The following is a 24,003-nucleotide window of genomic DNA, read 5'->3' on the forward strand; positions in this document are numbered from 1 at the left end:
CAAACCACCATGGCAATCGATATCACCAATCCGGACTGGACCCTCAGCGACATGTCCAAGGAGTTCGACACCGGCACCAGCAAGCTCCAGGGCGAGCTGACCACGGCGCTGGATAAGCTGAACGGCAACCCGTCCAACCCCCAGTTGCTGGCCGACTACCAAAGCAAGCTGTCCGAGTACAACCTGTACCGCAATGCGCAGTCCAACACCGTCAAAGTGTTCAAGGACATCGACGCGGCCATCATCCAGAACTTCCGCTAAACCCCGACGCCGGCCACGCGCCGGCGCTTCAGGAGTCCGCCCATGACCCCCATCGCCGCCCTCTCTCTGGATTCGCTGACCGCCCAGGTCAGCGACATCACCCGCTCCGAGCACAATCTCGTGTCGCTGGACGATCGCCTGATCCAGGCCTTCTCGCAAAACGCCGTCGGCGTAGGCATGGAGAAGGACGCCATTCTGCAACGGCTGGAACAGCCGGGCCTGTTGAGCAATCCGGCCGTGCTGATGGAGCTGCAGCAGCGCACCTCCAATTACAACCTGGAGGTGTCCATGATCAGCACCCTCACCCGCAAGACCGTGGGCGCGGTAGAAAGCCTGCTGCGCTCATGATCCGCCATGGTTTCAAAGCCGTATTGCTGGCCTTGCTGCTGACCGGCTGCCAGCAGAAGGACTTGCTCAAAGGCCTGGATCAGCAGCAGGCCAATGAAGTGATCGCCGTCTTGCAGCGCCACAATATCGAGGCCGACAAGACCGACCGCGGCAAGACCGGCTTCAGCATCGCCGTGGCGCAGCCGGACTTCGCCGCCGCCGTGGACTGGCTGAAGGCCTACAACCTGCCGTCGCGGCCACGGGTGGAAGTGGCGCAGATGTTCCCGGCGGATTCGCTGGTGTCCTCTCCGCGCGCGGAAAAGGCGCGGCTGTACTCCGCCATCGAGCAGCGGCTGGAGCAGTCGCTGCAAACCATGGACGGCGTGCTGTCCGCGCGCGTGCACGTCAGCTACGACCTGGACTCCGGCGAAGGCGGCCGCGCCGCCAAACCCATCCACCTGTCCGCGCTGGCGGTGTACGACCGCGACGTGGACCCAGAGCAAATGGTCAACGATATCAAGCGTTTCCTGAAGAACAGTTTCGCCGACATCGATTACGACAATATCTCGGTGGTGCTGTCGCGGCGCAGCGAGGCGCAGCAGCAGGCGCCCACCGCGCCGGCGGAAGAGCGCGGCTCCGGCCTGAGCTGGCTGATGGCCGGCGTGGCGCTGATCGCCCTCCTGGGCGCGGCGGCGGCCTGGCTGTGGCAGCGCCGCGCGCCCAAACCCGTCGCCGAGCCGCCGGCCGCCGAGCCGCAGGCCGGACATGAGTAGCCGGCCCGCGGCCCGCTCGCCGGCGCTGCAAGCGCTGCTGTACGACCCGCTGGCCTATCTGCACCCGCGGCGCTTGGTTCTGCCGCCGGCGCTGACCGCCTCCGCCGCCGCGCGCGCGGCGGCCAATGAGCTGCTGATCTCCGCCTATCGGCTGGACAGCGACTGCGCCGACGCCCAGTTGGACCCGCTGGCGCGGCAATGGCTGCGCCACTGGCGGCGCTTGCCGCAAACCGCCTATTTGCTGGGTTGCCACGCGCTGCGCGCCGGCCTGGGCTGGCAGGCGGGCCTGCTGCGGCTGCCGGACTGGGCGCAGGACTTCGCCGCCGTGGCGCTGCCGCCGGACGCCGCCGCCGCGCAGCGGCCGGCGCTCAGCCACGGCGCGCTGCTGCTGACCGGCTACGGCCGCCTGCAGGCCTGGCGCGAGCGTCTGCCGCGCCCCTTGGCGCAACGCTTGCCGCTGCAGTTCCCGCCGGAGGCCGACGCCGCGCCGCCGCAGCCGCCCGCCGACGCCCTGATTCTGACCTTGGCCCTACAACATGCCCAGAGACATCCCCACATCCCGCCCTCCGACCGCCGCTGAAGGCGTGCTGGTGCGCCGCGGCCAGCTGCGCCGAGCCGAACGCGCCGATCAGCTGGAACGCGAGGCGCGACAACAGGCGCAGCGCGTGCTGCGCGACGCCGAGCGCCAGGCCGAAGCCCTGCGCCGGCAAGCCTGCCAGGACGGCTATCAGCAAGGCATGCTCGCCGCGCTGGAACACGCGGCCGCCCATCTGGCCGCCGGCCAGGCCATGGCCTGGAACTGGCGGGAGCGGCTGGAGCAAGAGGCCCGCGCCATGCTGAGCGCCGCCGTGGACCATCCGGACACCCTGCTGCTGCTGCTGGACGAATGGCTGCGCGGCCTGGATCAGCCGGACGCCACCCTCTATCTGCAGCTGCCCAAGCGCGCCCGCGCGCTGCAGCCGCAGTTGATGACGCTGCTGACGGAAAACTGGCCCGGCGCCATCCAGATCGACTATCACGCCGACACGCGCTTCATGATGCGCTGCGCGGACCAGGCGGCGGAATTCTCGCCGGAACAATACGTGGAGCCGGCCAGCCGCCAGTTGCTGCAATGCCTGGAGCCCTTGCCTCAGGACTGCCGCCGTTTGTCGGAGCAGGCGCTGCGCGGCTTGATCGCGCAACTGGAACAAGACTTGGCGGCCTTGACCGCCGCAGACAGGAGCCCGGAATGATCCCCTCGCTGACCCCTTCCTCCATCGGCCGCGCCGCCGCGGCCGGCGACGACATCGTCCCGCTGCAGCAACGGCTGCTGGCCGCGGCGCAAAACGCCGACGGCGCCGCGCCGCCGACGGAAACCCCGGCGACCGACGACGCCAAGCCAGTGGAGCCGCCGCCGCACAAATGGCCGGACTTCCAGTCCGACCCGTTGGCGGTGGCCTTCCTCGCGGCGCTGCGCCAGCTGTCGCCGCCAGCGTCCGACTCGCAAGAAGACAAACAGCGCTACGCCGACGCCGTCGGCAAGTTGCTGGGCGAATTCAAAGACCCGGCCACCGGCGAACTGGCCTTCACCACCTTGAAGCAGAAAAACGACATGATCCAGCGCACGCTGGAACAGATCGACGCCGCCTCGCCGCTGCACACAGCGCTGATGACCTCGCTGGTGGGCAATATCGGCGTTGCCGGCATGATGCAGCAATGGATGCAGGACGCCATCATGTCAGGCGGCGTGCCCAAGGAGATGGAGGACTGGTGATTCACACCGCGTCCCACAAGGCCCGCGCCGCCGCCGCGTGGTAGAAGGCGTCGCCGCTGCGCTGGAACTCGCGATGGCAGGCGTACACCAGCTTGATCACATGCTCGTTGCGCACGTTCAGCACGCGTTGCAGCAATAAGGGCCAGGCCGGCTGCGCGTCCGGCAGTTCCTCCGCCTCCAGCGCCGGCGCACCGATGGACACATAGGCGACGCAGAAGGTCTGCCACAAAGCCGGGTACCAATCCTCCGCCGGCAAGCCGGGCAGATGCTCCAGCACGTCGCGCAGCGCCAGCGTCGCCGTCACCATGTGCAGCGCGGTGAAATTGTCGGTCTGCCAGTACACCCGCAGCGCCGCCCGCGCCAGCGCGTCCAGCCAGTCCGCCGTTTGCGGCGCGCCGGGCAAGGCGGCGGCAAAACGCGGATCGGCCAGCACTGCGTCGAAGCGATCGTGTATCCAGTAATCCGGGCTGTTCCAGCCGGCCAGCGCCCGCGACAGCCGCGCCAGCCCGTCCTCCGCCGAAGCCGCCGGCGCTTGCGCGTCCAGGCCGGCGGGCAGGCGCAGATAGCCGCTCAGATAATAGGCCAGCCCCGCCGCCGCTTCGCCGGCGTGGCCGGCGCGCAGGGCGAAGGCCAGCCGGATCAGCGGATGGAAGGCGCCCCCGCCCGGCGAGAACGGCAGGCTGGCCAACACTTGCCGCGCGGTGTCCTCCACCCCGCGCACCGCCACCCGCTCCTCCATCACCCGGAGCAGCGCCGGGAAGGCGTCCAGCCGCCCCAAGGCCGCGTCCCAGCGGCCCCAGCCGATATCGTATTCCACCGGCTCCGCCGGCTCGGCGCGCTCGCTCTCCCAGAAGTCGAAGAATGCCCGCAGCTGATGCGGCTCCGCTCCCATTTCCGCCAGCGCGGTCAGCGCCATCGGGCAATGGTTGGTGGTGTCGCTGTGCATCAGCGAAAACTCATGGTTGGCGTCCAACAAGGCATGCAGTTCAGTGTGACGGCTTGGCGCGTTCATGGCGTCCTCCTTGAAAAATCCATGCACTTACGATAAAAGTTAAAGTCAACTTTAAGTCAAGCGAGTCCGCGCATGCCCGTCGCCCCCATGGCCAAACCCTCTCCCTGGCTCAGCATAGGCGAGCTGGCGAGCCGTTCCGGCGTCGCCGCCAGCGCCCTGCGCTACTACGAAACCCAGGGCCTGCTGCACAGCGCCCGCTCCGCCGGCGGCCAACGCCGCTACCCGCGCGACGCGCTGCGCCGCGTCGCCTTCATCCGCGCGGCCCAGATCGTCGGCATCAGCCTGGACGACATCCGCGGTTCGCTGGCCGCGCTGCCCAGCCAGCGCACGCCGACCCCGCGCGACTGGGAGGCCTTGTCCGCGGACTGGCTGCCGCGTTTGCAGCAGCGCATAGACGAGCTGACCCGGCTGCGCGACCGGCTGGGCAACTGCATAGGCTGCGGCTGCCTGTCTCTGAGCCAGTGCGCGCTGTACAACCCCGGCGACTGCGCGGCCAGCCTGGGCGACGGACCGCGTTACCTGATAGGCGAACCGCCGGCGGAAGCGCCGGGCCAACAACCGGGCTGAACGCCTGTTCTAAAGTCTCGCGAGCAAGAGCGAGACAAGGCGAAAACGGGCAAAAAAGCGGAATGTGCACGTGGTGCATGAGCATTTTGAGCTTGGTCTCAACGCCCATTTCTATCCATCCCGCCGACGCGCAGCAGATCGTAAACAGGTTCTGAGCGCTTCCTGAAAGCCGCTGTCGCAACGGCGCGGTGTAATAGTGCCCATTTCAACGCCACTGGAGCGCCACCATGCTATTGCCTCTCGGCTTTCCCTCCGTCCGGCCCAACGCCAGCCCCTCGCACACCCCTGCCCAGGCCCCGGAGACCCCCGTCGCCCAGACCGGCAGCCTCAAGGGCAAGCCGGTGCGCATAGACGACAGCGCCGAAAGCCGCAGCAAAGCCCATGCGGTCTTGAGCGAATGTCTGTCCGACGTGCGTCGTTTCTTCCAGCCGCTGAGCGGCCGGGTCGCCCGCTTCTTCGGCGCGATCCCGGACTGGGTGCGCAAGCTGACGGGCCAGGCCAAGCCGGCTGCGGCCAGCGCGCCGCAAGCGCCCGTGTCTCCTCTCACCGCGTCGTTCGCCGCCAATTTCTGCCGCCTGTGCGACACGTTCCAGGCCAGCCTGGCGGATAAGCGCAATATGGACGGCGCCTTCCGCGTGCCGGCATCGCACGAGAAATTGCAGAACGTGAAACAACAGATGGCGAATGGAGAGATGGCGCCGGACTCGCTCAGCCACATCGAGATTGCCGCGCTAATCAAGGACACCCTGAAACAATTGCCGCTGCCCAGCGATCAAGACCTGCACGCGCTGCACGCCAGCGGCGCAGACGTCACCCGCCTGCACCGCGAGATGTTGTCGCAATTGCCGGAAGGGCCGCTCAAGCAGTGCGGAAGCGCGGCGATGCGCACCCTGGCCTTGAGCCATCGCCATGCCGACGCCGGCACCGGCAGCGCGTTCAGCAAAACCTCCATCGAGGTTTCCGCGCCGCTGTGGCAGATGACCGAGCTCCAACTGGCCAAGACCATGCCCGCGATTGGCGGAGCGCTGCTGCAAGGCTGGCTGGATGAGCCATCCGCCCCGGCGAGCCCGCAAGCCGCGCTGATGCAGGAGCTGCGCGCCAAGCTGAACGCCGGACAGTAAGCACCATGCCGCCGGCCGCCGCGCGCGGCCGGCTTCCCTTCCCTCATCCAAAAAAGAAAAACCATGTCCACGCCTTTCCAACACGCCGTCGCCCAGCTTTGCCAGTCTCTGTCCCTGCAGCCGCCGGAACGGATGGACGACAGTCTGTTCACCTTGCAAGTGGGCGAACACGCGGTGCACCTGAGCGAACAGCCGGCGCGCCAGTTGCTGATGTTCTGCTGCCTGTCGCCGCAACAGGCGCAAACGGACGCGCCGCCGCTGCGGCAGAATCTGTTCAGCGACGATCCGCTCAAGCCGGTGATCGGCCAATCCGAGCACAGCCAGGACTGGGTGCTGTGGAACCGCCAGCCGCTGGCCGATTGCGACGCCGCCGCGCTGCAGCGGCAGTTGGAGCGCATCAGCGATTGCGCCGAACAGTGCTGCCGCGCGCCGGAACCGGCGGCGTCGACCTTCGCGCCGCAGGCGCTGCGTCAGCGCCACGCCCGGCTGCATTGCTGAGCAGGACAAAACCCGCACGAAAACGGCCGAGGCCGCCGGCATACCCCAGTACGCCGGTCAAGCCTCGGCCGCGCTCAATCAACGGCAAGCGCCGCCTACAAGTCCACCACCGGGAAATCGATCTCGGTGCCGGCGATCAGATTGGCGTAATTGGTCAGCGTGTTCAGCGCCACCGCGGCGATCACCTCCACCAGCAGGCCGTCGTCGACGCCGGCGGCGCGCGCCGCGGCCAGGTCCTGATCGGACAACACGCCGCGCTGGCTGACGATTTGCCCGGTCAGCCTGGCGATCGCGGCGGTCTGCGCGTCGGCGGCCTGGCCGGCCCGCGCCGCCTGGATGTCGGCCTCGCTCAGGCCCGCGCCCTTGCTCATCAGGGTATGGGCGGACAGGCAGTACTGGCAGGCGTTGGCCTGAGCGGCGGCCAAGGCGATCACTTCGCGCTGGCGCGCGCTGAGCTTGCCCTTGGCCAGGGCTTCGGAGAAGCCCAGATAAGCGTTCAACACCGCCGGAGACTGGGCGAAGGTGGCGAACAGATTGGGCACCTTGCCCAGCTTAGCCTTGACGGCGTCCAGGGTGGCGCTCTGTTCCGGGCTGGCTTGATGGCGGTCTACGGTGGGGATGCGGGGCATGATGGGCTCCTGACTCTCGAGTTGAACGACGATGGGGACTGCACAGAAGTCATCTTGCAATACAATCAGAAGCCTATCGTCTCGAAAACTTTGCAGATCGTATCGAAATGGACTTGTTGACGCCCTTGCTGCAGCAAAGCGCCTTCTCCGCGCGCGTATTCCATCATGGCAATCTATGCCATCTGGCGGACTTCGACCCTGGCGCAATGGCCGGTCATCTGCATCTGCTCAAGGGCGGCCGCCTGCGCTGCACCTTGCGCGACGTCCTGGTGCTGGACACCGACCGCCCCTGCGCCTTGCTGTTTCCCCGCCCCAGCGCCCACATCCTGCTGCCGGAGGGCGAGCGCGGCGCCGACTTGGTCTGCGCCAAGCTGGACCTGGGCTTCCAGACCGGCGGGCCGCTGGCGCTGGCGCTGCCGGAATGCCTGGTGCTGTATCTGGACGATACGCCCAGCCTGCTGCCCACGCTGCGGCTGCTGTTCGACGAGGCCTTCTCCGAACGCTTCGCCCGCCAGGCGGCGCTGGATCGTTTGATGGAGTATTTCCTGATCCAGGCGATACGCGTGGTGATAGACGGCGGCCAGATCCACAGCGGCATCTTCGCCGCCATGTCCGACCCCAAATTGGCGCGCGCCGTCAACGCCATCCACGCGCGGCCGGAGCACGGCTGGACCGTGGAACTACTGGCGGAACAGGCCGGCATGTCGCGCGCGCGTTTCGCCGCCCGCTTCCGGCAACAAGTCGGCCTCGCCCCGCTGGATTATCTGACCGACTGGCGGCTGGCCGTCGTCCGTCATCAGCTGCGCCAGGGCCAGCCGATCAAACGCATCGCCGCGCAAGTGGGCTACGCCAGCCCCGCCGCGCTCAGCCGGGTGTTTGCCCAGAGGCTGGGGCTGCCGCCCAGCGATTGGCTGAAGCGGCAAGCGGCCTCCTGAGCGGCCCGCGCGTGGAACTTTGGAATCCGCCCCCCCATCTGACTTCAGACCGCGCGGTCCAAGGGATGCCGCGCTGAATCCATCAAGGGAAACATCATGAACACACCACGCCTCGCCGGCGCCGCGCTGCTCTGCGCCGGCCTATTCAGTCTGCCCGTCCACGCCGCCACGCTATGCACGCTGCTGGCCGACGCCAAGAGCGGCGACATCCTGCTGCGACAAGGCAGCTGCGAACAACGCTACACCCCGGCCTCCACGTTCAAGATTCCGCTCAGCGTGATGGGCTTCGATTCCGGCTTCCTCAAGAGCGAACACCAGCCGGCCTTGCCCTACCGGGACGGCTATGTGGACTGGGGCGGCGACAACTGGAAACAGCCCACCGATCCGGTGCGCTGGCTGAAGTATTCGGTGGTGTGGTATTCGCAGCAGATCGCCCAGTCGCTGGGCGAGGAGAAGCTAGGACGCTACGCCGACGCCTTCGGCTACGGCAACGCCGACTTCAGCGGCGACCCGGGCAAGCACAATGGACTGGAACGCGCCTGGATCGCCTCCTCGCTGCAGGTGTCGCCGCTGGAGCAACTGGCCTTCCTGCGCAAGCTGGTCAATCTTGAACTGCCGGTGTCCAAACGCGCGCAGGAACTGACGATGAAGATCGTGGAAACCAGCGCGGCGGCGGACGGCTGGCAGGCGCACGGCAAGACCGGCATGGCTTATCCGCGCAAGGCGGACGGCGAGTTCGACGAGGAACATCCCTACGGCTGGTACGTGGGCTGGGCCAATAAGGGCGAACGCTCGCTGGTCTTCGTGCGCCTGATCCAGGACGACAAGAAAGAGCCGGGCACCGCCGGCGTGCGCTCGCGCGCGGCCTTCCTGGAGGAATTGCCGGCGCTGGCGGCGGCAGCAGCGCCCGCCTCCGCTCAATCCATCAGCCGCTGATACAGATAGACCAGCACCCGCGCCAACTCCTGCGCGGTCTGCTCCTGGCCGGCGTTGCCGCTATGGCCGCCGGCCTCGGTTTCCAATAGCAGCGCGTCGTGGCCCAGCTCCCGCATCCGCGCCACCATCTTGCGCGCATGCGCCGGATGCACGCGGTCGTCCTTGGCGCTGGTGGTGAACAGGGCCAGCGGATAGGCCAGATCGTCGCGTAGCCGGTGGTAGGGCGAATACGCCTCCAGCGCCGGCCGCTGCGCCGGATCCTCCGGATCGCCGTATTCGTCTATCCAGCTGGCGCCGGCCAGCAGCTCGGTGTAGCGCAGCATGTCCAACAGCGGCACTTCACACACCACCGCGCCGAATAATTCCGGCCGCTGCGTCATGCAGGCGCCCACCAACAGGCCGCCGTTGCTGCCGCCCTCTATGCCCAGCTTGGCCGGCGCGGTCAGGCCGCGCGCCACCATGTCTTCCGCCACCGCGATGAAGTCGTCGAAGCCCACTTGGCGGTTCACGCCCTGCGCCGCCTGGTGCCAGCCGGGGCCGAACTCGCCGCCGCCGCGGATGCAGGCCAGCGCGAAGGCGCCGCCGCGTTGCAGCCAGTGCGGGCCGAAGTTCTCCACGTAGTAAGGCATCATCGGCACTTCGAAGCCGCCGTAGCCGTACAGCAAGGTGGGCGTGGCGCCGTCCAGCGGCGCGTCGCGGCGGCGCACCACGAAATAGGGAATGCTTTCGCCGTCCGGCGCGCGCGCCTGCCATTGCTCGGCGACGAAGTCGGCCGGATCGAAAGCCTCCGGCTGACGACGCAGGCATTCCTGCTGGCCGCTGGCCACGTCCAGCCGGTACAGGCCGGTGGGGGTCAGGAAATCGCTGAAGCTGTAGCACAGGATATCGCTGTCCCAGGGCTGGTCGGCGAACTCGATCACCCCGCCGCTGGGCGTGGGCAGCGCGCGCTCGCGCCAGACGCCGTCGATCTTGTCGAAGGCCAGCAGCCGGCTCTTGACCTGGTCCAGCAGATTGACCACCACGCTGGCGCGCGTAGTCTCCACCGACTCCACCGCCAGCCGAGGCTGCGGCGCCACCAGCAATTGCGCGTCTATCCGTCCCTGCCGCAGCGGCTCCAGCGCCACCGCCAGCAAGGCGCCGGCCGGATAGCGGGTCCCGGCGGCGTCCCAGTCCTCGGCCAGCTTGACGATCAGATCGCCGTGCAGATACGCCTCCAGCTCCGCCTTGGGCGGCAAGGGCAGCGCGTGGGTTTCCAGCGCTTCGTCGATCAGATGGTAGGTCTTGCTGTAGAAGCTGTCCGAGCACTCGATCAGGTCCAGCGTCGCGCCGTCGGCGTCGAGGAAACGCCAGGCGGCCACCATCATCGCGTCTTCGCCGGCGGAGAACACCTGGCTCCAGGCATGCCGCCCTTCCTCGCCGCGCTCCACCAGCCACACTTCGCGCGGATAGCCGGAACGGGTCAGCGGCGCGCCCGGCCAGCCGGGGCAGGCCCAGGCGCTGTCCGGATCGCGCCAGGCCACATGGCTCTTGCCTTCCGGAAAACTGAAACCGTCCGGCCGCCACGCGCCGGCGGCCAGGTCGTATTCGCGCGCGATGCCGGCGTCGCCGCCGCCGGCGGTCAGGTGCACCATGGCTTGCAGCGGCGCCAGCGTGCAGTGGGACACCCCGTCCAGATACCAGTCCTCGCCGGCCTCGTCGGCCAGCGCGTCGATGTCCAGCACGGTCTGCCAGTCCTGCTCGGCGGCGCGGTAGGCCGCCAGCGTGCTGCGGCGGTAAATGCCGCGCGGATGGGCTTCGTCCTGGTGGAAGTTGTACAGCCAGCCCTCATGCTCGGCGCAGAACGGGATCTGGCGGGTATCGCGCAGGTGGGCGAGGATTTCGTCGCGGAGGCCGGCGAAACGCGGGTCGGCGTCCAGCCGCGCCTGGGCGCGCGCGTTCTGCTCGGCCACCCATTCGGCGGCGGCGGGATCGTCCAGGTTTTCCAGCCAGGCGTGGGGATCGAGGGCGTTATAGTCGGACATCGGCGTCATCACAATTGCGGATCAATGGCCGCGAGGTTAGCACCCCGCGCCGCCAACGCCAAATGCGCCATGCCCGCTGCGCCCGAAGTTCAGACCGCGCTGATCTCCACCCCCTCCCCCCGCAGCTGGCGACAGGCGTGCTCGGGGTCCAGCAACGCTTCCCCCAGATAGACGCCGGCGGGCGGCGCGTCCGCCCCCAATAAATGCTCGATCTGCAAAACGGCGCCCAAGGCCGTCAGATGCGCTTGTCCCAAAGGGTCCGCCAGTTGCACGGTTTTTCCGCACGGCCTGCCGGCGGCGTCCTTGCCCTCGACGGCAATGCGGATGCGGTGAGCCGCGCCCGGCCCGGGGTTGTAGAGCAGCGCCTGCCGCGCGCTGTTGAACATCGGCCGCGACAGCAGCCGCCATACGCCGCTGCGCACCAGCACATGCAGCAAGGCGGTGGCTTTGCCGTCGTCGAAGCCGATGCGCGCATCCACCTGCGCGGCGCCGACGATGGCGGGCAGATTCGCTTGATCCGGGGTATCGAAACGGTAAACCCTGTGACGGCCGGCGGCGCCGAAGTCCGCGACGCGGCCATCGAGAAAACCGCCGCGCTTGACCCACTTCCCCCCTTCCATGGTGTGGAACGGTTCGGATAGGCGGTCCATGTATGCGGTCGAATTCGGCCCCGCCTGATCCGCCATCGCGAACAGGATGTCGATGCCGACGCGCTCGACCTCGGCGACGGCCCTCGCCGCGTCTCGCGCCACAAGGCTGGCCACGCCGGCCATCCAGGCCGATGACAAGACCACCGGCGCGCGGGGAGGCCCGTAAGCGGCCGTCGTCAGCAAGGCCTGCTTCAGCCGCTCCGTCCAGCGGGTCACGTCAAGGTAGGCGTGACCTTGGGCCAGGGCCAGGCGCAACAGCCGGTCATGCGCATCGTTGACCAAGCCCACGATGAGCGCGCCCTTGAGAGCGTCCGGCAGCGCCGGCGCGTCCACGTCCATCGCCATCGCCTCGGCGCCATATCGCTGCGCCACCGCCTGGGCCGCGTCTAGACGACGGCCGGCGATGACGAGCTTGAGATCCGGCCTGCGCCGCGCCAGCAAGGACGCCACTTGCGCGCCCACCACGCCGCTGCCGCCGACAAGAACAACGCGGGAAGAAGTCATGCCCCACCTCAGTTTTGGTCAATTGACCAATATTAAAACATGAACTTGGTCGTTTGAACAATTAAACTGGCGCTTCAGCCATGCCGGACGATCACGAAGGAGGAAAGATGTCGGCCAAAGGAGAGGAAAGACGGGAAGCGATTCTGCGCGCGGCCATGCGGGTGCTGACCCGCGACGGCGGGCAGGGCTTCCGCATGCGCGCCATCGCGGCGGAAGCCGGGGTGGGCATCAGCCATGTCCAGTACTACTTCAAGAATATCGACGCGGTGATGGAAGGCGTCATGGTTCGTTACCTGGAAGACTGGGATGAACTGATGCTGGACGCGCCCGCCAGCCTGGCCGGCGCGCTGGACTTTGTGCTGGCGACCCAGCTTCAACACGGCGGCTGCGCCTTGCTCTGGGAGCTGTGGGCGCTGTCCAGCCGCAACGAGGCCGCCGATGCGGCGCTCAAGACCTTCTACGCCGGCTATACCGACCGGGTTTGCGCGCTGCTGCGCCGCGAGGCTCAGACGGACGCGCCCGACAGTGTCGTCAGGGAGCGCGCGGCGCTCATCGTCGCCTTGATCGAAGGCCTCTCCATCCTGCGCGGCAACGGCCGGGAGCAAACGCTGGCGCCGCAAGCCCAGCGCCATGCCGTAGACGCCGCGCTGGCCTTGGCGGCCTTGCCGCTGCCGCCTGCCAAGACCTAATCCGCGCTCCGCGCGGCGGCCTTGAAACGGGCGATCACCGCCGGCGCGGTACCGCGGTTGAAGGCGGCGTACAGCGCGCTGTCCAGCTGCGCCAGCTTCATGCCGCGTCGCACCAGCGACGCGTCCAGCCCCAGGGACTTGAGCTTGCTGCGCATGCCTATCTCGGTGGCGGGCAGCAGATCGCAGCGGCCGGACACCAGCTTTTTGACGTTGATGCTGGAGTCCGAGGTCGGGTCCAATCTTGGAAAACCTTCTTCCTTCAAGTACTCCTGCCGGTAATCCCCCAGCACCACGCACACCGAGTAGCGCTTGGCCGCCGCCAGCGTCGGCGCCTGGATGTCGCGTCGCGACGCCAGCTGATAAAAATACACGTCGGAATCCAGCAGCTTGACGGCGAAGTCCAGATGTTTAAGCCGCTCCCGGGTCTTGGCGATGGGAAAAATCGCCGCGCCCGGCCGGGTCTTGGCCTCCTCGTAGGCGCGCGCCCACGGCACCGTTTCAATCCGCGACGGCGGCAGGCCGAGCTTGCCCAGGATCGCCAGGACCGGCGCCACCGCCAGCCCGCCGCTGATCCGGCCGTCCGGCCCCAGTTCCACATAGGGCGGATCGCCGCTGCTGAACAAGCGCACTTCATCCAGAGCCCCCGCCGGGGCCCCGCCGCAGGCCAGCGCGGCGCAGCAGGCGCCCAGCCATTGTTTCATTCCGCCTCCTTTTTCCACGCCGCAGCTGCTTATTTATAGCCGCCGGGCCTCGGTTCAGTCGGACAGCACCCGTTGCAGCGTCTCCACCAGCCGGTCCAGGTCCTCGCGTCTCACCTGCCAATGGGTGACGATGCGCATCAGGCCGCCTTCGGGCGGATTGGCCTTGACCCCGGCCTGGCGCAGCGCGGCCATCAGTTCGGCCACGTCGATGTCGGCGGTGAAACGGAACCACACCATATTGATGTGCACGTCCTCCAGCCTCACCTCGACGCAGGGCAGCGCCGCCAGCCGCTCGGCCAGGTAGCGGGCGTTGGCGTGGTCGTCCTTGAGCCGGTCCACCATCTCGTTCAGCGCCACGATGCCGGGCGCGGCGATCACCCCGGCCTGGCGCATGCCGCCACCCAGCAGCTTGCGGTTGCGGCGCGCGCGGGCGATGAAATCGGCGCTGCCGGCCAGAATGGAGCCCACCGGCGCGGCCAGGCCCTTGGACAGACAGAACATCACCGTGTCGGCGTATTGGGCGATCTCGCGCGCCTCGCAGCCCAGATGGGCGGCGGCGTTGAAGATGCGCGCGCCGTCCAGATGCACCGGCACCTGGTGGCGGCGCGCCACTTCCGCGCTGGCGGCCATCGCCGCCAAGGGAATCACGCGGCCGTTGCAGTGCGCGTTTTCCAGACAGATCAAGCCGGTGCGCGGCCAGTGGATGTCCTCGCCGACGCGGATGCGCTGCTCTATCGCCTCCGGCGCCATCACCCCGTCCACGCCGGCGATGGCGCGCAGTTGCACGCCGCCTATCACCGCCGCGCCGCCGGTTTCGTGCCAGACGATGTGGCAGCTCTCTTCCAGAATCACCTCGTCGCCGCGCTGGCAGTGGGTGAAGATGGCCAGTTGGTTGCCGAAATTGCCGGTGGGCACGAACAGCGCCGCCTCCTTGCCCAGCTTCTCCGCGGCCAACTGTTCCAGCGCTTGCACCGTGGGATCGTCGCCGTAGACGTCGTCGCCCACCTCGGCGTTGAACATCGCCTCGCGCATCGCCGGCGTCGGCTGGGTCACGGTATCGCTGCGCACATCAATCCATTGCATGGTCAACTCCTTCTCTTAAGGGGAAATCTCGGGGTCTTGCCGCGGCAAGGTCAGATAGGCGGCCAAAGCCGCCGCGACGCAGCGCGTCAGTTCCGCCTCGTCCGGCGCGTCTTCCAACGCCAAGCCGTGAATCAGGCTGTCCGCCATCCGCAGCAGGCGCGGCGCGCGCTCGGCGGGCAGGCCGCGGGCGGCCAGCCACTCGGCCACGCAGTCCAGCAGCGCCGCGTCCAAGGGATTGTCCGCCGGCGGCGGGTCGAACTGCGGCCACTCCCGTTCCAATACCCGATGCAGCCCGGGCGCGGCCAGATGCAGACGTAGGCAGGCGGACACCAGGCTCTCCAGCTGCGCAGGCCACGGCTGGCCGGCGCTCAGCCGCAAGGCCTCCCGCACCGTGGCCAGGGTTTCCTCGCCGTGGCGGCGGTGCAAGGCAGCCACCAGCGCCTGCTTGTTGGGGAAGTACTGGTACAAGGAGCCGATGCCGACGCCGGCCAGCTCCGCCACCTTGTTGGTGCTCAGTCCGGCGTAGCCGTCGCGCTCCAGAATGCGAGCCGCCGCCTCCAGAATGGCGGCCACCACGTGGCGGGAGCGGGCTTGGCTGGGCTGTTTGCGGGCTTGCGGAATCATGGGCATGCGGCGGTCCGTAAGGGAGGAAGGCTTGCGCCGCGGTCATGGGGCCGACAGCAAAAAGACGGCGGCAAACGCTTAGCAAAACACGAGTTTTACCCGCTGACAAGGGCGGATACATTGAAAGCGTCGCCCATCCTCAATGAAAGCGGAACCATGAGCCAAAGCTACGCCTTCTTCGCGCTGCTGCGCGTCCACCCCAACTGGCTGCGCCTGAGCCGGCCGGAACGCCGCCGGTTCGAAGCGGAAACCCTGAAGCCGATCTACGCGCGCTATCCGGCGGTGCGCATGCGCTGGTTCGACGCCGAGGCCTTCACCGCCCGTTGCAGCGATATCGCGCTGTTCGAAACCGAATCGATCAAGGATTTCTATTATCTGATCGACGCGCTGCGCGACAGCCCGCTCCTCACCGAGCCCTATTTCGAATTCGTCGACATCCTGCCGGCGGTGGAGGACGGTTTCCGCGACTACGACGCGCAGTTGTCCACAGGCGGATCATAGGCCGCTTAGCCTGCCGGCCAATACAAACGGCGACCTTGCGGTCGCCGTGTCGCTGCTGCGGGAGGCCGGGTTATGCCCGGCGAGTCCGGCCCGAAACGGCCGGCGGGGATACTCTCAGATTGTCAGCAGTGGCTTAATGGATTCGATAAGATTGCTTGATCTCGCTTACGCGGCGCTCGGCCTGTTGAACGGTCAGCGGGCTCATGGCCATATGGGCGCCGCAATGGCAGCGCAACACGCTGTCGGGATGCAGGGACTTGAGATGATGGCGGATTTCATGGCCGCATTCCTCGCAGGCGACCACGACGGTGGCGTTGTAATGCTTGTCCAGATCAATATCGAATCTTTGCTGCTTCATGGGAATCTCCCTTGCTGTGACAAAGGCCGGCCAGCCAGAGGAAGAGCAGGAAGCCCTTCATGACAGACCTGAAGAGAAGGATAGCTCCGCCGGCGAAAGGTTCCCAGCAATCAGCCACTTAACTGTAGTTTTTTTGACCGCGGGCAAGCCTCGCGCCCACGGCCGCCGCACTGGTCAGCAAGCGGGGCTTGCAGTATCCTTCGCCGATTTGATTGTTGACGATTGCAGCCATGGACACCCACAACGCAGATCTGGAACGCCGCTTCGGCGGCATCGCCCGTCTCTACGGGCCGGAGGCGCTGGCCCGCTTTCAGGCCGCCCACGTTTGCGTGGTCGGCGTCGGCGGCGTCGGCTCCTGGGCGGTGGAAGCGCTGGCGCGCAGCGCCGTCGGCAAGCTGACCCTGATAGACCTGGACAATGTGGCCGAGTCCAACACCAACCGCCAGTTGCCGGCGCTGGACCCCAATTACGGCATGGCTAAGGTCAGCGCGCTGGCCGAACGCGTGCGCGCGATCAATCCGGCCTGCGAGGTGATCGAGATCGAAGACTTCGTCACCGAAGACAATCTGGAACAGCTGCTGGGCCGGGACTACGACTTCATCATCGACTGCATAGACAGCCTGCGCATCAAGACCGCGATGGCGGCCTGGTGCGCGCGCCGCCGCCAGCCCTTCATCGTGTCCGGCGGCGCCGGCGGCCAGACCGATCCCACGCTGATCCGGGTCGCGGACCTGGGCGAGGTCACTTACGACCCGCTGCTGTCCAAGCTGCGCTACAACCTGCGCCGTCATCACCAGTTCAGCCGCGAAGCCGGCAAGAAGCTGCACGTTCCCTGCGTGTTCTCCACCGAACAACTGATCTATCCGGACACGGAGCAGCAGGCTTGCGACGCCGCGGAGCCGCGCGGCCCGCAGGGCCTGTCCTGCGCCGGCTTCGGCGCGGCGATGACGGTGACCGCCAGCTTCGGCCTGGTGGCGGTGGCGCAAGCGCTGAAGCAGCTGGCCAAGCCGCCCAAGATCAAGCGCGGCTAACGCGGCGTAAACCCGGGCAGAGAGCTCAAGACAACGGCAATTCGATGGCCGCTTGCACGATGGGCCTGGCCCAGACGGGAGTGGCGGCCAAGGCGGCAAGATCGTCCACCCCTGGCGACACCATCCGGCCATTGACGGTTTCCAACACCAACACCGGGTCAGGAATCTCCTGCCCCGGCGCCGCTTCAGCGCTATTGTCGAATACTTGCAGCCGGGCCAGTCTCGGCAATAAGCGGATCAGATTAAGACGCGAGCTGACCCAGCGCTCGTGAATCTTGTGCTCCGGGATGTCGTGGCCCCCATGGGCGGCACGCAAGCCTACCCGCGCAATGTGTCGTTCCAGCGAGTCCAGGCCGCAAAACAACATCATGACATTGTGACTGCCCGCCGCTGCGGCGAGCATGTCCGCCATCGTCCGGCCTCCCAGCGTGGTTTCGAACGCAAAGTTGCGGCCCTCGCGGATGGCGGCCTCCAGCCGGGAGCGGCCGTATTCCCACGCCTGCCCATTGGCCTTGTCCAGGTCCAAACCCAGTTGTCTGACCAGTTCGCGCGCATAACTGTCCGGGTTGTACCAGGACAAGCCGTGCTCGGCCAGCAGGCTGCCGCCCACCGAGCTCTTGCCTGCGCCGTTCACGCCGGCAAGCGCTAGGATGAAGGGACGCGCGGCGGCGGCGATCAAAACGCGTCGCCGGCCTTGGGCCGCGAGCCTAACTTGCCCTGGGCCTTGAACAGACTATCGACGTTTTGTGCCGTGCCCGCTTGTTGCAATTGGGCCAGCCGAGCATCGAAGCGCTGATTCAGCGCGTCCAACGCCGCTTGCTCGCGCTGCTTCAGCGCCTGAATGGCATCCTCCAGCCGCCGGTAGGTGGCGGCGTCCAGCAACACCATCTCCACGGTCGAATGGTTGGTGACAGCCACGCTGCCCTGTTGATGAACCAGGCGCACGACCTCCCCCCATTTATTTTTGACCTGAGAGGCGTTTTGACGCGGCAAGGCGTCCAAGCTGGGCAATTCCGTAATCATCGCAGCCCACCGGGAAAATAATGACGATAAGGCAATAATAGCCCCAATCTAAAAAAATGTCTTTTTTAGCCATTTTTACCGGCCATATGCGGCTGAGAAAGCGCAGGATGCACACGCAACAAGTCGCACTCACCGTGCGACGGCTCACGACGCGCGGCGCGTTTTGAACAGCGGCTGACGCGGCCATGAAAAAAGCACCGCCTAGGCGGTGCTTTTTCATGTGCGGGCGGATGCCGCTTACATGCTCTGGATCTGTTTTTCCAGTTTCACCGCGCGGTCGCCCGGCGCCGGGTGGCTGGACAGCAGGCTGCTGTCGTTGCCGTACAGATCGGCCAGCTTGCGCAGCGCGGCCGGACCGCCTTGAACGTTGTAGTTGTGACGCTTGAGGAAGCCCACCGAGTAGCCGTCGGCGTCGCTTTCCTGAGACTGGGAGAACTGCGCGTTCACCACGGCTTCGGCGAAGCCGCCGAGCTCGGATTCGGACAAGCTGCTGGCGACGCTGTTGCCGCTGCCGGCCGCGCCCTTGCGCGCCGCGGAAGTGGCGTAGGCCAGTTGCATGGCTTTCTTGGTGTGGCCCAGTTTCACATGGCCGATTTCATGACCGATGACGAAGCGCACTTCGTCGTCGTTCATCTTGTCCATCAGGCCGCTGTACACGCGTACGGTGCCGTCGGCCATCGCGAAGGCGTTGACTTCCTTGGTCAGATAAACCTTGAAGTTCAGCTTGGTGCCGTCTTCGCTGTCCAGGCCCTTAACCATCTTGGCCAGGCGCTTGGAATAGGCGTTGGAGGCCGGAGCCACCTTGTTTTTCTTGTCCATCACAACGCTGGATTCGGCGGCCATGGCTTTGACGTCGGCGTCGCTGAGGGTGGCGGACTTCACCAGGTCGGAGCCGGCGCTGATCATGGAGCCCAGATCGAAAGCGTGCACCGGGGCGGAAAGGCAAGCAGCAGCCAGAACGGTCAGAGCGAATTTTTTCATTGTGTCAGTCTCATTTAATTTACAAATTCAATTTACAAATAAAGCAGACGGATGCTATCCGCTTTGCCTTCTCTTGAAAAGCGATTGGCATAACTCCCACCCATTGCCGATTCACGCCCCCTCAGACCTTATCGCCGGCAAGCCCTTGCCAACGCAAAGGTTTTTCCGGAACCGCTCTAGACCGGCGGCGAAGCGGGCTGCGAATGGTTGTCGCGGCGACGCAACGCATCCGAACCATTGGCGGACACGCCCCGCAGCGCCGGACACGCATGATCTTGCAATTCCTCGACCGAGGCGCGGTTGGCGCCGATCAGACTCGCGCGGCTGCTCAGCAGAATGAAACCGTCGCGGCCGTCGGCCAGCCGCGTCGCCACCAGCGCCAGGCCGTAGCGGCCCATGTCCAGGCCGGCCTCCGGCTGTCCGGCCGCCAGCGCCTTGAACGGGTCCACCTCCGGGCCGCCATCGGCCTTGGCCGCCACCGCGCGCGCCCAATAGGCGTGGCCCTGCAGCTCCACCGGCAGCTCGCGCCACTCCTCGCTCAGGCTGTCCTTCAGGTCCTCCAGCTGCTGGCGCACGGTGGCGTCGGTGCAGGAGATGTGGATGTGCAACTGATTCTGGGTGCGTCCGTACTGGGAATTGATGGTCAACGACAGCAGTTCGCGCGGAATCGGCCGGCCGTAGCGCTGCTCCAGAAAGCCGCGCGCGCGCCAGGCCGCCCCCCAGTAATCCGGCGCGCGCTCGCTCAGCAGCTCCGGGCTTTCGATGCCGCTGACGCGGACGGTGGGAATCAGCAGGTATTGCAGCCAGCCGTTGCGGTCTTTCAGCACCGCGTAGCCGCCGGCCTCGCCGCTGCCCGGCTCCACCGCGGCGCAGGGCGCCGGCTGGCCGCTCGCCTGCTGATTGGGCAGGCATTGCCGGCTGACGATATTCCACAAAGCGTCGGAATCGGCCCACAACAGCGCCGAGTACCCCAAGGCCAGCGCGGCCAACAGGCCGGTGGCGATTTTGAGCGTGGTTTTCATGTTTGGATTTTTACTTGATACCACTCCGCCACTATAGCGAAGGCCGGGCCCGGACATGAAAAAACCGCCCCTAGGGGCGGTTTGGCGCGGGACAGGGTCCGGCTCAGGCCAGCAGGCAGGAAGACTGACTCTGCTCGCTGACGCGGCGCAGCGGCGTGGCCTGCTGAGCGCAGCGCGTCTCCGCCTGCGGGCAACGGGTGCGGAACACGCAGCCGGACGGCGGATTGATCGGGCTGGGCAGGTCGCCTTGCAGGATCTGGATCACCTTGTTCTTTTCCAGCTTCGGGTCCGGGATGGGAATCGCCGACAGCAAGGCGCGGGTGTACGGGTGCGAAGGCGCGTCGTACAAGGCGGACTTTTCCGCCAGCTCCATTTCGCGGCCCAGATACATCACCAGGATGCGGTCGGAGATGTGCTTGACCACGGCCAGATCGTGGGCGATGAAGATCAGCGCCAGCCCCATCTCACGCTGCAACTCCTTGAGCAGGTTGATGATCTGCGCCTGGATGGACACGTCCAGCGCCGACACCGGCTCGTCGCAGATGATGAGCTTGGGCTCCAGGATCAGCGCGCGGGCAATGCCGATGCGCTGGCACTGGCCGCCGGAGAACTCGTGCGGATAGCGGTTGATCATCTGCTCGCGCAGACCCACCTTGGCCATCATCGCCTTGACCCGGCGCATCACTTCCTCCGGACCCAGCTCCGGCTTGTGCACGCGCAGCGGCTCGCCGATGATGTGGGCCACCGTCATCCGCGGATTGAGCGAGGCCAGAGGATCCTGGAAGATCATCTGGATGTCCTTGCGCACCGCCAGCCAGTCCTTGTCGCTGCCCTTGCGCAAATCCTTGCCCATCCAGACGATTTCGCCGTCGGTGGCGGGAATCAGATTCAGGATGGCCCGGCTGAGCGTGGACTTGCCGCAGCCGGATTCGCCCACCACGCCCAGGGTTTCCCCGGCGTAGAGGTCAAAGCTGACGCCGTCCACCGCTTTCAAGGTTTTCTTGGGGCTCCACGGCCAACTGTCGTTGCCCTTGACCTGGAAGTGCACTTTGACGTCGCGCACCGAAAGAATGGCCTGTTTGGCTTGTTCAGACATGGGCCACCTCCTGGGCTGCTTGCGCCAGCTCGACGGCCGGCTTGTGACAGGCGCGGATCACCTGCGGATTGTGGCTGCTGGCCTGCAGCAGCGGCAGTTCGTCGGCGCAGCGCTCGGTGCTGTGCTGGCAACGTTCGGAGAACGGGCAGCCCTTGGGCATGTGCGCCATATTGGGCGGATTGCCGGGAATGCTGACCAGCTCGCTGCCGTCGTGGTCCAGCCGCGGCAGCGCTCCCAGCAGGCCGATGGTGTAAGGATGGCTGGGGTGGTAGAAGATGCTGTCGGCGTCGCCGTATTCCATCACCCGGCCGCCGTACATCACCATCACTTTTTCGCACAGGCCGGCCACCACGCCCAAGTCGTGGGTGATCATGATGATGGAGGTGCCGAAGTCCCGCTGCAGGTCTTTCAACAGGGTCAGGATCTGCGCCTGCACCGTCACGTCCAGCGCGGTGGTGGGTTCGTCGGCGATCAAGACCTCCGGTTCGCACAGCAGCGCCATCGCGATCATCACGCGCTGGCGCATGCCGCCGGAGAATTCATGCGGATACATGTCCACGCGGCGCGCCGCTTCCGGAATGCGCACCGCTTCCAACAGCTCGATCGCGCGCTTCTTGGCCGCGCGCCGGCTCATGCCCTTGTGCAGCTCCAGCACCTCGGTCATCTGCCGCTCCACCGTCAGGTAGGGGTTCAGCGAGGTCATCGGATCCTGGAAGATCATGGACACGCGGTCGCCGCGGATGGCGTTCAGTTCCGGCGCGCCCATCTTCAGCAGGTCTTTGCCGTGGAACAGCACTTCGCCGCTGGTGGAGCCGTTGCGGGCCAGCAGGCCCATGATGGACAGCACGGTCTGGCTCTTGCCGGAGCCGGACTCGCCGACGATGCCCAGGGTCTGCCCCTTGTCCAGTTCGAAGCTGACGCCGTTGACGGCGTTGACCATGCCGTCGTTGGTCTGGAACTGGACCCCGAGATTACTGACTTTCAAAATGCTCATAGTGGTTCTACCTCGGGCTCATCGATCTTTCGGGTCCAGCGCGTCGCGCAGGCCGTCGCCGATATAGTTGGCGCAGTACAAGGTCAGCGACAACATGCCGGCGGGGAACAACAGCTGCCATGGCTGGGTTTCCATGGTCTTGGTGCCGTCGCCGATCAACACCCCCCAGCTGGTCATCGGCTCTTGCACGCCCAGGCCCAGGAAGGACAACACGGATTCGGTCAGAATCACGCCCGGCACCGTTACCGTAGTGTAGATCACCACGATGCCCAGCAGATTGGGCACGATGTGGCGGGCGATGATGGTGGAGGTGGACACGCCGATGGCGCGCGCGGCCTCCACGTACTCCTTGGACTTGATCGACAGCGTCTGGCCGCGCACCACGCGCGCCATGTCCATCCAGCCCAGGATGGTGATGGTCAGCACCACCAGATAGAACTCGCGGCCCAGCAGGGTCACCATCAGGATGGCGATCAGCAGATAGGGCACCGCGTACATCATGTCCACGATGCGCATCATCAGATTGTCTATCTTGCCGCCGAGGAAGCCGGCGCTGGCCCCCCAGAGCACGCCGATGATCACCGCGGCGACGGTGGCCAGCGCGCCCACCATCAGCGAGATGCGGCCGCCGATCAGGGTGCGCACCAGCAGGTCGCGGCCCAGGTCGTCGGTGCCGAACCAGTGCATACCCTGCCAGGTGGGCGCCAGACTGATGGCGTCCCAGTCGGTGTCGTCATAGGTATGGGGCAGGAACATCGGCCCGAAAATACAGGCCAGCACGATCAACGACAGGATGATCAGGCTGACCACGGCCGCGCGGTTGCGGAAAAAGCGGATGCGGGCGTCGCGCCACGGGCTGCGTCCCTCTACGGCGGCGTCGTCCAGACGGGTCTCCAGCGCGATCGCCGCTTGCTTCTGTTTGCTTCTCAACATGGGAAATCCTTCGCGGTCACGCGCGTCAATAGCGAATCTTGGGATCGAGGAAGGCGTAAGCCAGATCGACCAGCAGATTGAGCAGCACGGCAATCACCGTCACCAGCACCACCAGGCCCAGCACCAGCGTGTAGTCGCGGTTGGCCGCGCCGTTGACGATGAGCTTGCCCAGGCCGGGCAGGGAGAAGATGGACTCGGTGACCACGGCGGAGGTGATGGAGGAGATGGTCAGCGGCCCCAGCAGCGTCACCACCGGCATCAAGGCCGGCTTCAAGGCGTGGCGGACGATGATGGTGCGCATCGGCAGGCCCTTGGCGCGCGCGGTGCGGATGAAGTTGCTGCCCAGCACCTCGATCAGGCTGCCGCGCATCACCCGGCCGATGGTGGCCACGTTGATGAAGGTCAGCAGCGCCACCGGCAGGATCATGAAGCGCGGATCGAAATCGTTCCAGCCGCCGGACGGCAGCCATTGCAGGGTGACGGCGAAGATCAGCACCAGCACCGGGCCGATGATGAAGGACGGGAAAGCGCTGCCCATATTGCTGATCAGCATCACCAGGTAATCCACCGCGCTGTTCTGACGCAACGCGGCGACGATGCCCAGCGCCACGCCTATCACCAGCGAAATCAGGATGGCGCTGCCGCCTATCGCCGCCGACACCGGCAGCGCCTTGGCCACCAGATCGTTGACGCTCCAGTCCGAATAACGGAAGGAGGCGCCCAGATCGCCTTGCAGCAGGCTCTTCAGGTAATACAGGTATTGCTGCCACAGGGGCAGGTCGAGATGGTATTTGGCCTGCAGATTGGCCAATACCGCCTCGGAAACTTTGCGCTCCCCGTCAAAGGGGCCGCCAGGGGTCATGTGCAGCAGCAGATAACAGACGGTGATGACGGCCAACACGGTGGGGATCGTCAACAGCACGCGTCGTAAGGTGTAGGACCACATTGCAAATTACTCCGACTCGCCGCGCCCGCCGCGC

31 protein-coding genes are annotated in these 24,003 nt (G+C 66.3%); 14 read left to right on the forward strand and 17 right to left on the reverse strand.

The features are described from left to right. Window positions 1–9: 9 nt before the first annotated feature. Genes JC616_RS21775 through JC616_RS21800 form a run of 6 tightly spaced genes read left to right on the forward strand, consistent with a single transcriptional unit; the run spans window position 10 to window position 3,114 of the window. Entirely contained in the window at window positions 10–261 is a 252-nt protein-coding gene (locus tag JC616_RS21775; protein ID WP_166454394.1) for a type III secretion system needle complex protein, read from the forward strand. A 42-nt stretch (window positions 262–303) separates the two neighbouring features. Continuing rightward, window positions 304–609: a type III secretion system inner rod subunit SctI gene (gene sctI / locus JC616_RS21780; protein WP_166454395.1), complete on the forward strand. Its 306-nt coding sequence runs from the start codon at window positions 304–306 to the stop codon at window positions 607–609. Beyond that, window positions 606–1,361 carry an EscJ/YscJ/HrcJ family type III secretion inner membrane ring protein gene (locus JC616_RS21785; protein WP_107800845.1) on the forward strand — a complete coding sequence of 252 codons (756 nt, stop codon included), beginning with the start codon at window positions 606–608 and terminating at the stop codon, window positions 1,359–1,361. The genes sctI and JC616_RS21785 overlap by 4 nt, the downstream gene beginning before the upstream one ends. Further along, window positions 1,354–1,941: a type III secretion apparatus protein OrgA/MxiK gene (locus JC616_RS21790; RefSeq protein ID WP_107800846.1), complete on the forward strand. Its 588-nt coding sequence runs from the start codon at window positions 1,354–1,356 to the stop codon at window positions 1,939–1,941. Before JC616_RS21785 ends, JC616_RS21790 begins: the two co-directional genes overlap by 8 nt. Continuing rightward, a complete protein-coding gene (locus JC616_RS21795; protein WP_227105414.1) occupies window positions 1,898–2,593 on the forward strand; it encodes a hypothetical protein in 696 nt (231 codons plus the stop codon). The genes JC616_RS21790 and JC616_RS21795 overlap by 44 nt, the downstream gene beginning before the upstream one ends. Further along, complete coding sequence (locus JC616_RS21800; protein ID WP_227105417.1) at window positions 2,590–3,114, forward strand: hypothetical protein; 525 nt, start codon at window positions 2,590–2,592, stop codon at window positions 3,112–3,114. Before JC616_RS21795 ends, JC616_RS21800 begins: the two co-directional genes overlap by 4 nt. A gap of 1 nt (window position 3,115) precedes the next feature. Here the strand turns inward: JC616_RS21800 and JC616_RS21805 are convergent, their stop codons facing one another. Then, a complete protein-coding gene (locus JC616_RS21805) occupies window positions 3,116–4,126 on the reverse strand; it encodes a questin oxidase family protein (protein ID WP_227105418.1) in 1,011 nt (336 codons plus the stop codon). Between the two features lie 72 nt (window positions 4,127–4,198). On the opposite strand from JC616_RS21805, the gene soxR reads away from it, so the two are divergent. The 3 genes from soxR (at window position 4,199) to JC616_RS21820 (ending at window position 6,312) form a co-directional block, all read left to right on the forward strand. Next, the gene (soxR, locus tag JC616_RS21810) at window positions 4,199–4,693 is read left to right on the forward strand and encodes a redox-sensitive transcriptional activator SoxR (protein ID WP_227105420.1); all 495 of its coding nucleotides are present in this window, start codon (window positions 4,199–4,201) and stop codon (window positions 4,691–4,693) included. Window positions 4,694–4,920: 227 nt separating this feature from the next. Beyond that, window positions 4,921–5,814 carry a hypothetical protein gene (locus tag JC616_RS21815; RefSeq protein WP_227105422.1) on the forward strand — a complete coding sequence of 298 codons (894 nt, stop codon included), beginning with the start codon at window positions 4,921–4,923 and terminating at the stop codon, window positions 5,812–5,814. A 63-nt stretch (window positions 5,815–5,877) separates the two neighbouring features. Next, window positions 5,878–6,312, forward strand: coding sequence for a CesT family type III secretion system chaperone (locus JC616_RS21820; RefSeq protein ID WP_227105424.1), 435 nt, complete (start codon window positions 5,878–5,880; stop codon window positions 6,310–6,312). 95 nt (window positions 6,313–6,407) lie between these two features. On the opposite strand, the gene JC616_RS21825 is transcribed toward JC616_RS21820, so the two are convergent. Beyond that, entirely contained in the window at window positions 6,408–6,941 is a 534-nt protein-coding gene (locus JC616_RS21825; protein ID WP_227105426.1) for a carboxymuconolactone decarboxylase family protein, read from the reverse strand. Window positions 6,942–7,048: 107 nt separating this feature from the next. Here JC616_RS21825 and JC616_RS21830 point away from each other — a divergent pair, with 107 nt between their 5' ends. Both JC616_RS21830 and blaOXA read left to right on the forward strand, forming a co-directional pair. Continuing rightward, on the forward strand, window positions 7,049–7,876 hold the full coding sequence (locus JC616_RS21830) for a helix-turn-helix domain-containing protein (RefSeq protein WP_227105428.1): 828 nt from the start codon (window positions 7,049–7,051) through the stop codon (window positions 7,874–7,876). A 96-nt stretch (window positions 7,877–7,972) separates the two neighbouring features. Then, window positions 7,973–8,812 carry a class D beta-lactamase gene (gene blaOXA / locus JC616_RS21835; protein ID WP_227105430.1) on the forward strand — a complete coding sequence of 280 codons (840 nt, stop codon included), beginning with the start codon at window positions 7,973–7,975 and terminating at the stop codon, window positions 8,810–8,812. Here the strand turns inward: blaOXA and JC616_RS21840 are convergent. Both JC616_RS21840 and JC616_RS21845 read right to left on the reverse strand, forming a co-directional pair. Then, window positions 8,794–10,833 (reverse strand): prolyl oligopeptidase family serine peptidase, encoded by a 2,040-nt coding sequence (locus JC616_RS21840; protein ID WP_227105432.1) that lies wholly within the window; start codon window positions 10,831–10,833, stop codon window positions 8,794–8,796. The two genes, blaOXA and JC616_RS21840, sit on opposite strands and share 19 nt — an antisense overlap. An 89-nt stretch (window positions 10,834–10,922) precedes the next feature. Further along, window positions 10,923–11,987, reverse strand: a complete 1,065-nt coding sequence (locus tag JC616_RS21845; protein WP_227105434.1) for a saccharopine dehydrogenase NADP-binding domain-containing protein — start codon at window positions 11,985–11,987, stop codon at window positions 10,923–10,925. Between the two features lie 107 nt (window positions 11,988–12,094). Between JC616_RS21845 and JC616_RS21850 the strand changes: the two genes are divergently transcribed. Further along, window positions 12,095–12,676 (forward strand): TetR/AcrR family transcriptional regulator, encoded by a 582-nt coding sequence (locus JC616_RS21850; RefSeq protein WP_227105435.1) that lies wholly within the window; start codon window positions 12,095–12,097, stop codon window positions 12,674–12,676. On the opposite strand, the gene JC616_RS21855 is transcribed toward JC616_RS21850, so the two are convergent. From JC616_RS21855 to JC616_RS21865, 3 genes are read right to left on the reverse strand one after another with little or no spacing between them, the layout of a single operon-like run. After that, complete coding sequence (locus JC616_RS21855) at window positions 12,673–13,377, reverse strand: substrate-binding periplasmic protein (protein ID WP_227105436.1); 705 nt, start codon at window positions 13,375–13,377, stop codon at window positions 12,673–12,675. The genes JC616_RS21850 and JC616_RS21855 overlap by 4 nt on opposite strands. 54 nt (window positions 13,378–13,431) lie before the next feature. Then, window positions 13,432–14,460: a low-specificity L-threonine aldolase gene (gene ltaE / locus JC616_RS21860; protein WP_227105437.1), complete on the reverse strand. Its 1,029-nt coding sequence runs from the start codon at window positions 14,458–14,460 to the stop codon at window positions 13,432–13,434. A gap of 15 nt (window positions 14,461–14,475) precedes the next feature. After that, window positions 14,476–15,090 carry a TetR/AcrR family transcriptional regulator gene (locus JC616_RS21865; RefSeq protein ID WP_227105438.1) on the reverse strand — a complete coding sequence of 205 codons (615 nt, stop codon included), beginning with the start codon at window positions 15,088–15,090 and terminating at the stop codon, window positions 14,476–14,478. Window positions 15,091–15,240: 150 nt separating this feature from the next. Here JC616_RS21865 and JC616_RS21870 point away from each other — a divergent pair, with 150 nt between their 5' ends. Next, window positions 15,241–15,585 carry a darcynin family protein gene (locus JC616_RS21870; protein WP_107800861.1) on the forward strand — a complete coding sequence of 115 codons (345 nt, stop codon included), beginning with the start codon at window positions 15,241–15,243 and terminating at the stop codon, window positions 15,583–15,585. A gap of 133 nt (window positions 15,586–15,718) precedes the next feature. Here JC616_RS21870 and JC616_RS21875 read toward each other — a convergent pair whose 3' ends face one another. Beyond that, window positions 15,719–15,943, reverse strand: a complete 225-nt coding sequence (locus JC616_RS21875) for a hypothetical protein (protein WP_107800862.1) — start codon at window positions 15,941–15,943, stop codon at window positions 15,719–15,721. Between the two features lie 230 nt (window positions 15,944–16,173). On the opposite strand from JC616_RS21875, the gene tcdA reads away from it, so the two are divergent. After that, a complete protein-coding gene (gene tcdA / locus JC616_RS21880; protein ID WP_227105439.1) occupies window positions 16,174–16,974 on the forward strand; it encodes a tRNA cyclic N6-threonylcarbamoyladenosine(37) synthase TcdA in 801 nt (266 codons plus the stop codon). A gap of 25 nt (window positions 16,975–16,999) precedes the next feature. Here tcdA and JC616_RS21885 read toward each other — a convergent pair whose 3' ends face one another. The 9 genes from JC616_RS21885 to oppB form a co-directional block, all read right to left on the reverse strand. Beyond that, window positions 17,000–17,653, reverse strand: a complete 654-nt coding sequence (locus JC616_RS21885; RefSeq protein ID WP_227105440.1) for a hypothetical protein — start codon at window positions 17,651–17,653, stop codon at window positions 17,000–17,002. Next, on the reverse strand, window positions 17,650–17,976 hold the full coding sequence (locus JC616_RS21890; RefSeq protein ID WP_199225935.1) for a type II toxin-antitoxin system prevent-host-death family antitoxin: 327 nt from the start codon (window positions 17,974–17,976) through the stop codon (window positions 17,650–17,652). The genes JC616_RS21885 and JC616_RS21890 overlap by 4 nt, the downstream gene beginning before the upstream one ends. Beyond that, the gene (locus tag JC616_RS21895) at window positions 17,933–18,217 is read right to left on the reverse strand and encodes a hypothetical protein (protein WP_227105441.1); all 285 of its coding nucleotides are present in this window, start codon (window positions 18,215–18,217) and stop codon (window positions 17,933–17,935) included. Before JC616_RS21895 ends, JC616_RS21890 begins: the two co-directional genes overlap by 44 nt. Before the next feature lie 17 nt (window positions 18,218–18,234). Beyond that, window positions 18,235–18,978 (reverse strand): M48 family metallopeptidase, encoded by a 744-nt coding sequence (locus tag JC616_RS21900; protein WP_107800865.1) that lies wholly within the window; start codon window positions 18,976–18,978, stop codon window positions 18,235–18,237. A gap of 176 nt (window positions 18,979–19,154) precedes the next feature. Then, on the reverse strand, window positions 19,155–20,000 hold the full coding sequence (locus tag JC616_RS21905; RefSeq protein ID WP_227105443.1) for a CDP-diacylglycerol diphosphatase: 846 nt from the start codon (window positions 19,998–20,000) through the stop codon (window positions 19,155–19,157). Between the two features lie 103 nt (window positions 20,001–20,103). Continuing rightward, window positions 20,104–21,096 (reverse strand): murein tripeptide/oligopeptide ABC transporter ATP binding protein OppF, encoded by a 993-nt coding sequence (gene oppF, locus JC616_RS21910; protein WP_107800867.1) that lies wholly within the window; start codon window positions 21,094–21,096, stop codon window positions 20,104–20,106. After that, window positions 21,089–22,090: an ABC transporter ATP-binding protein gene (locus tag JC616_RS21915; protein ID WP_107800868.1), complete on the reverse strand. Its 1,002-nt coding sequence runs from the start codon at window positions 22,088–22,090 to the stop codon at window positions 21,089–21,091. Before JC616_RS21915 ends, oppF begins: the two co-directional genes overlap by 8 nt. 18 nt (window positions 22,091–22,108) lie before the next feature. After that, entirely contained in the window at window positions 22,109–23,023 is a 915-nt protein-coding gene (locus JC616_RS21920) for an ABC transporter permease subunit (RefSeq protein WP_039755096.1), read from the reverse strand. A 25-nt stretch (window positions 23,024–23,048) separates the two neighbouring features. Continuing rightward, window positions 23,049–23,969 (reverse strand): oligopeptide ABC transporter permease OppB, encoded by a 921-nt coding sequence (oppB, locus tag JC616_RS21925; protein WP_227105445.1) that lies wholly within the window; start codon window positions 23,967–23,969, stop codon window positions 23,049–23,051. Window positions 23,970–24,003 lie beyond the last annotated feature (34 nt).

The sequence above is a fragment of the Chromobacterium rhizoryzae genome, assembly GCF_020544465.1.
In the GTDB taxonomy this organism is placed as follows: Bacteria; Pseudomonadota; Gammaproteobacteria; order Burkholderiales; family Chromobacteriaceae; genus Chromobacterium.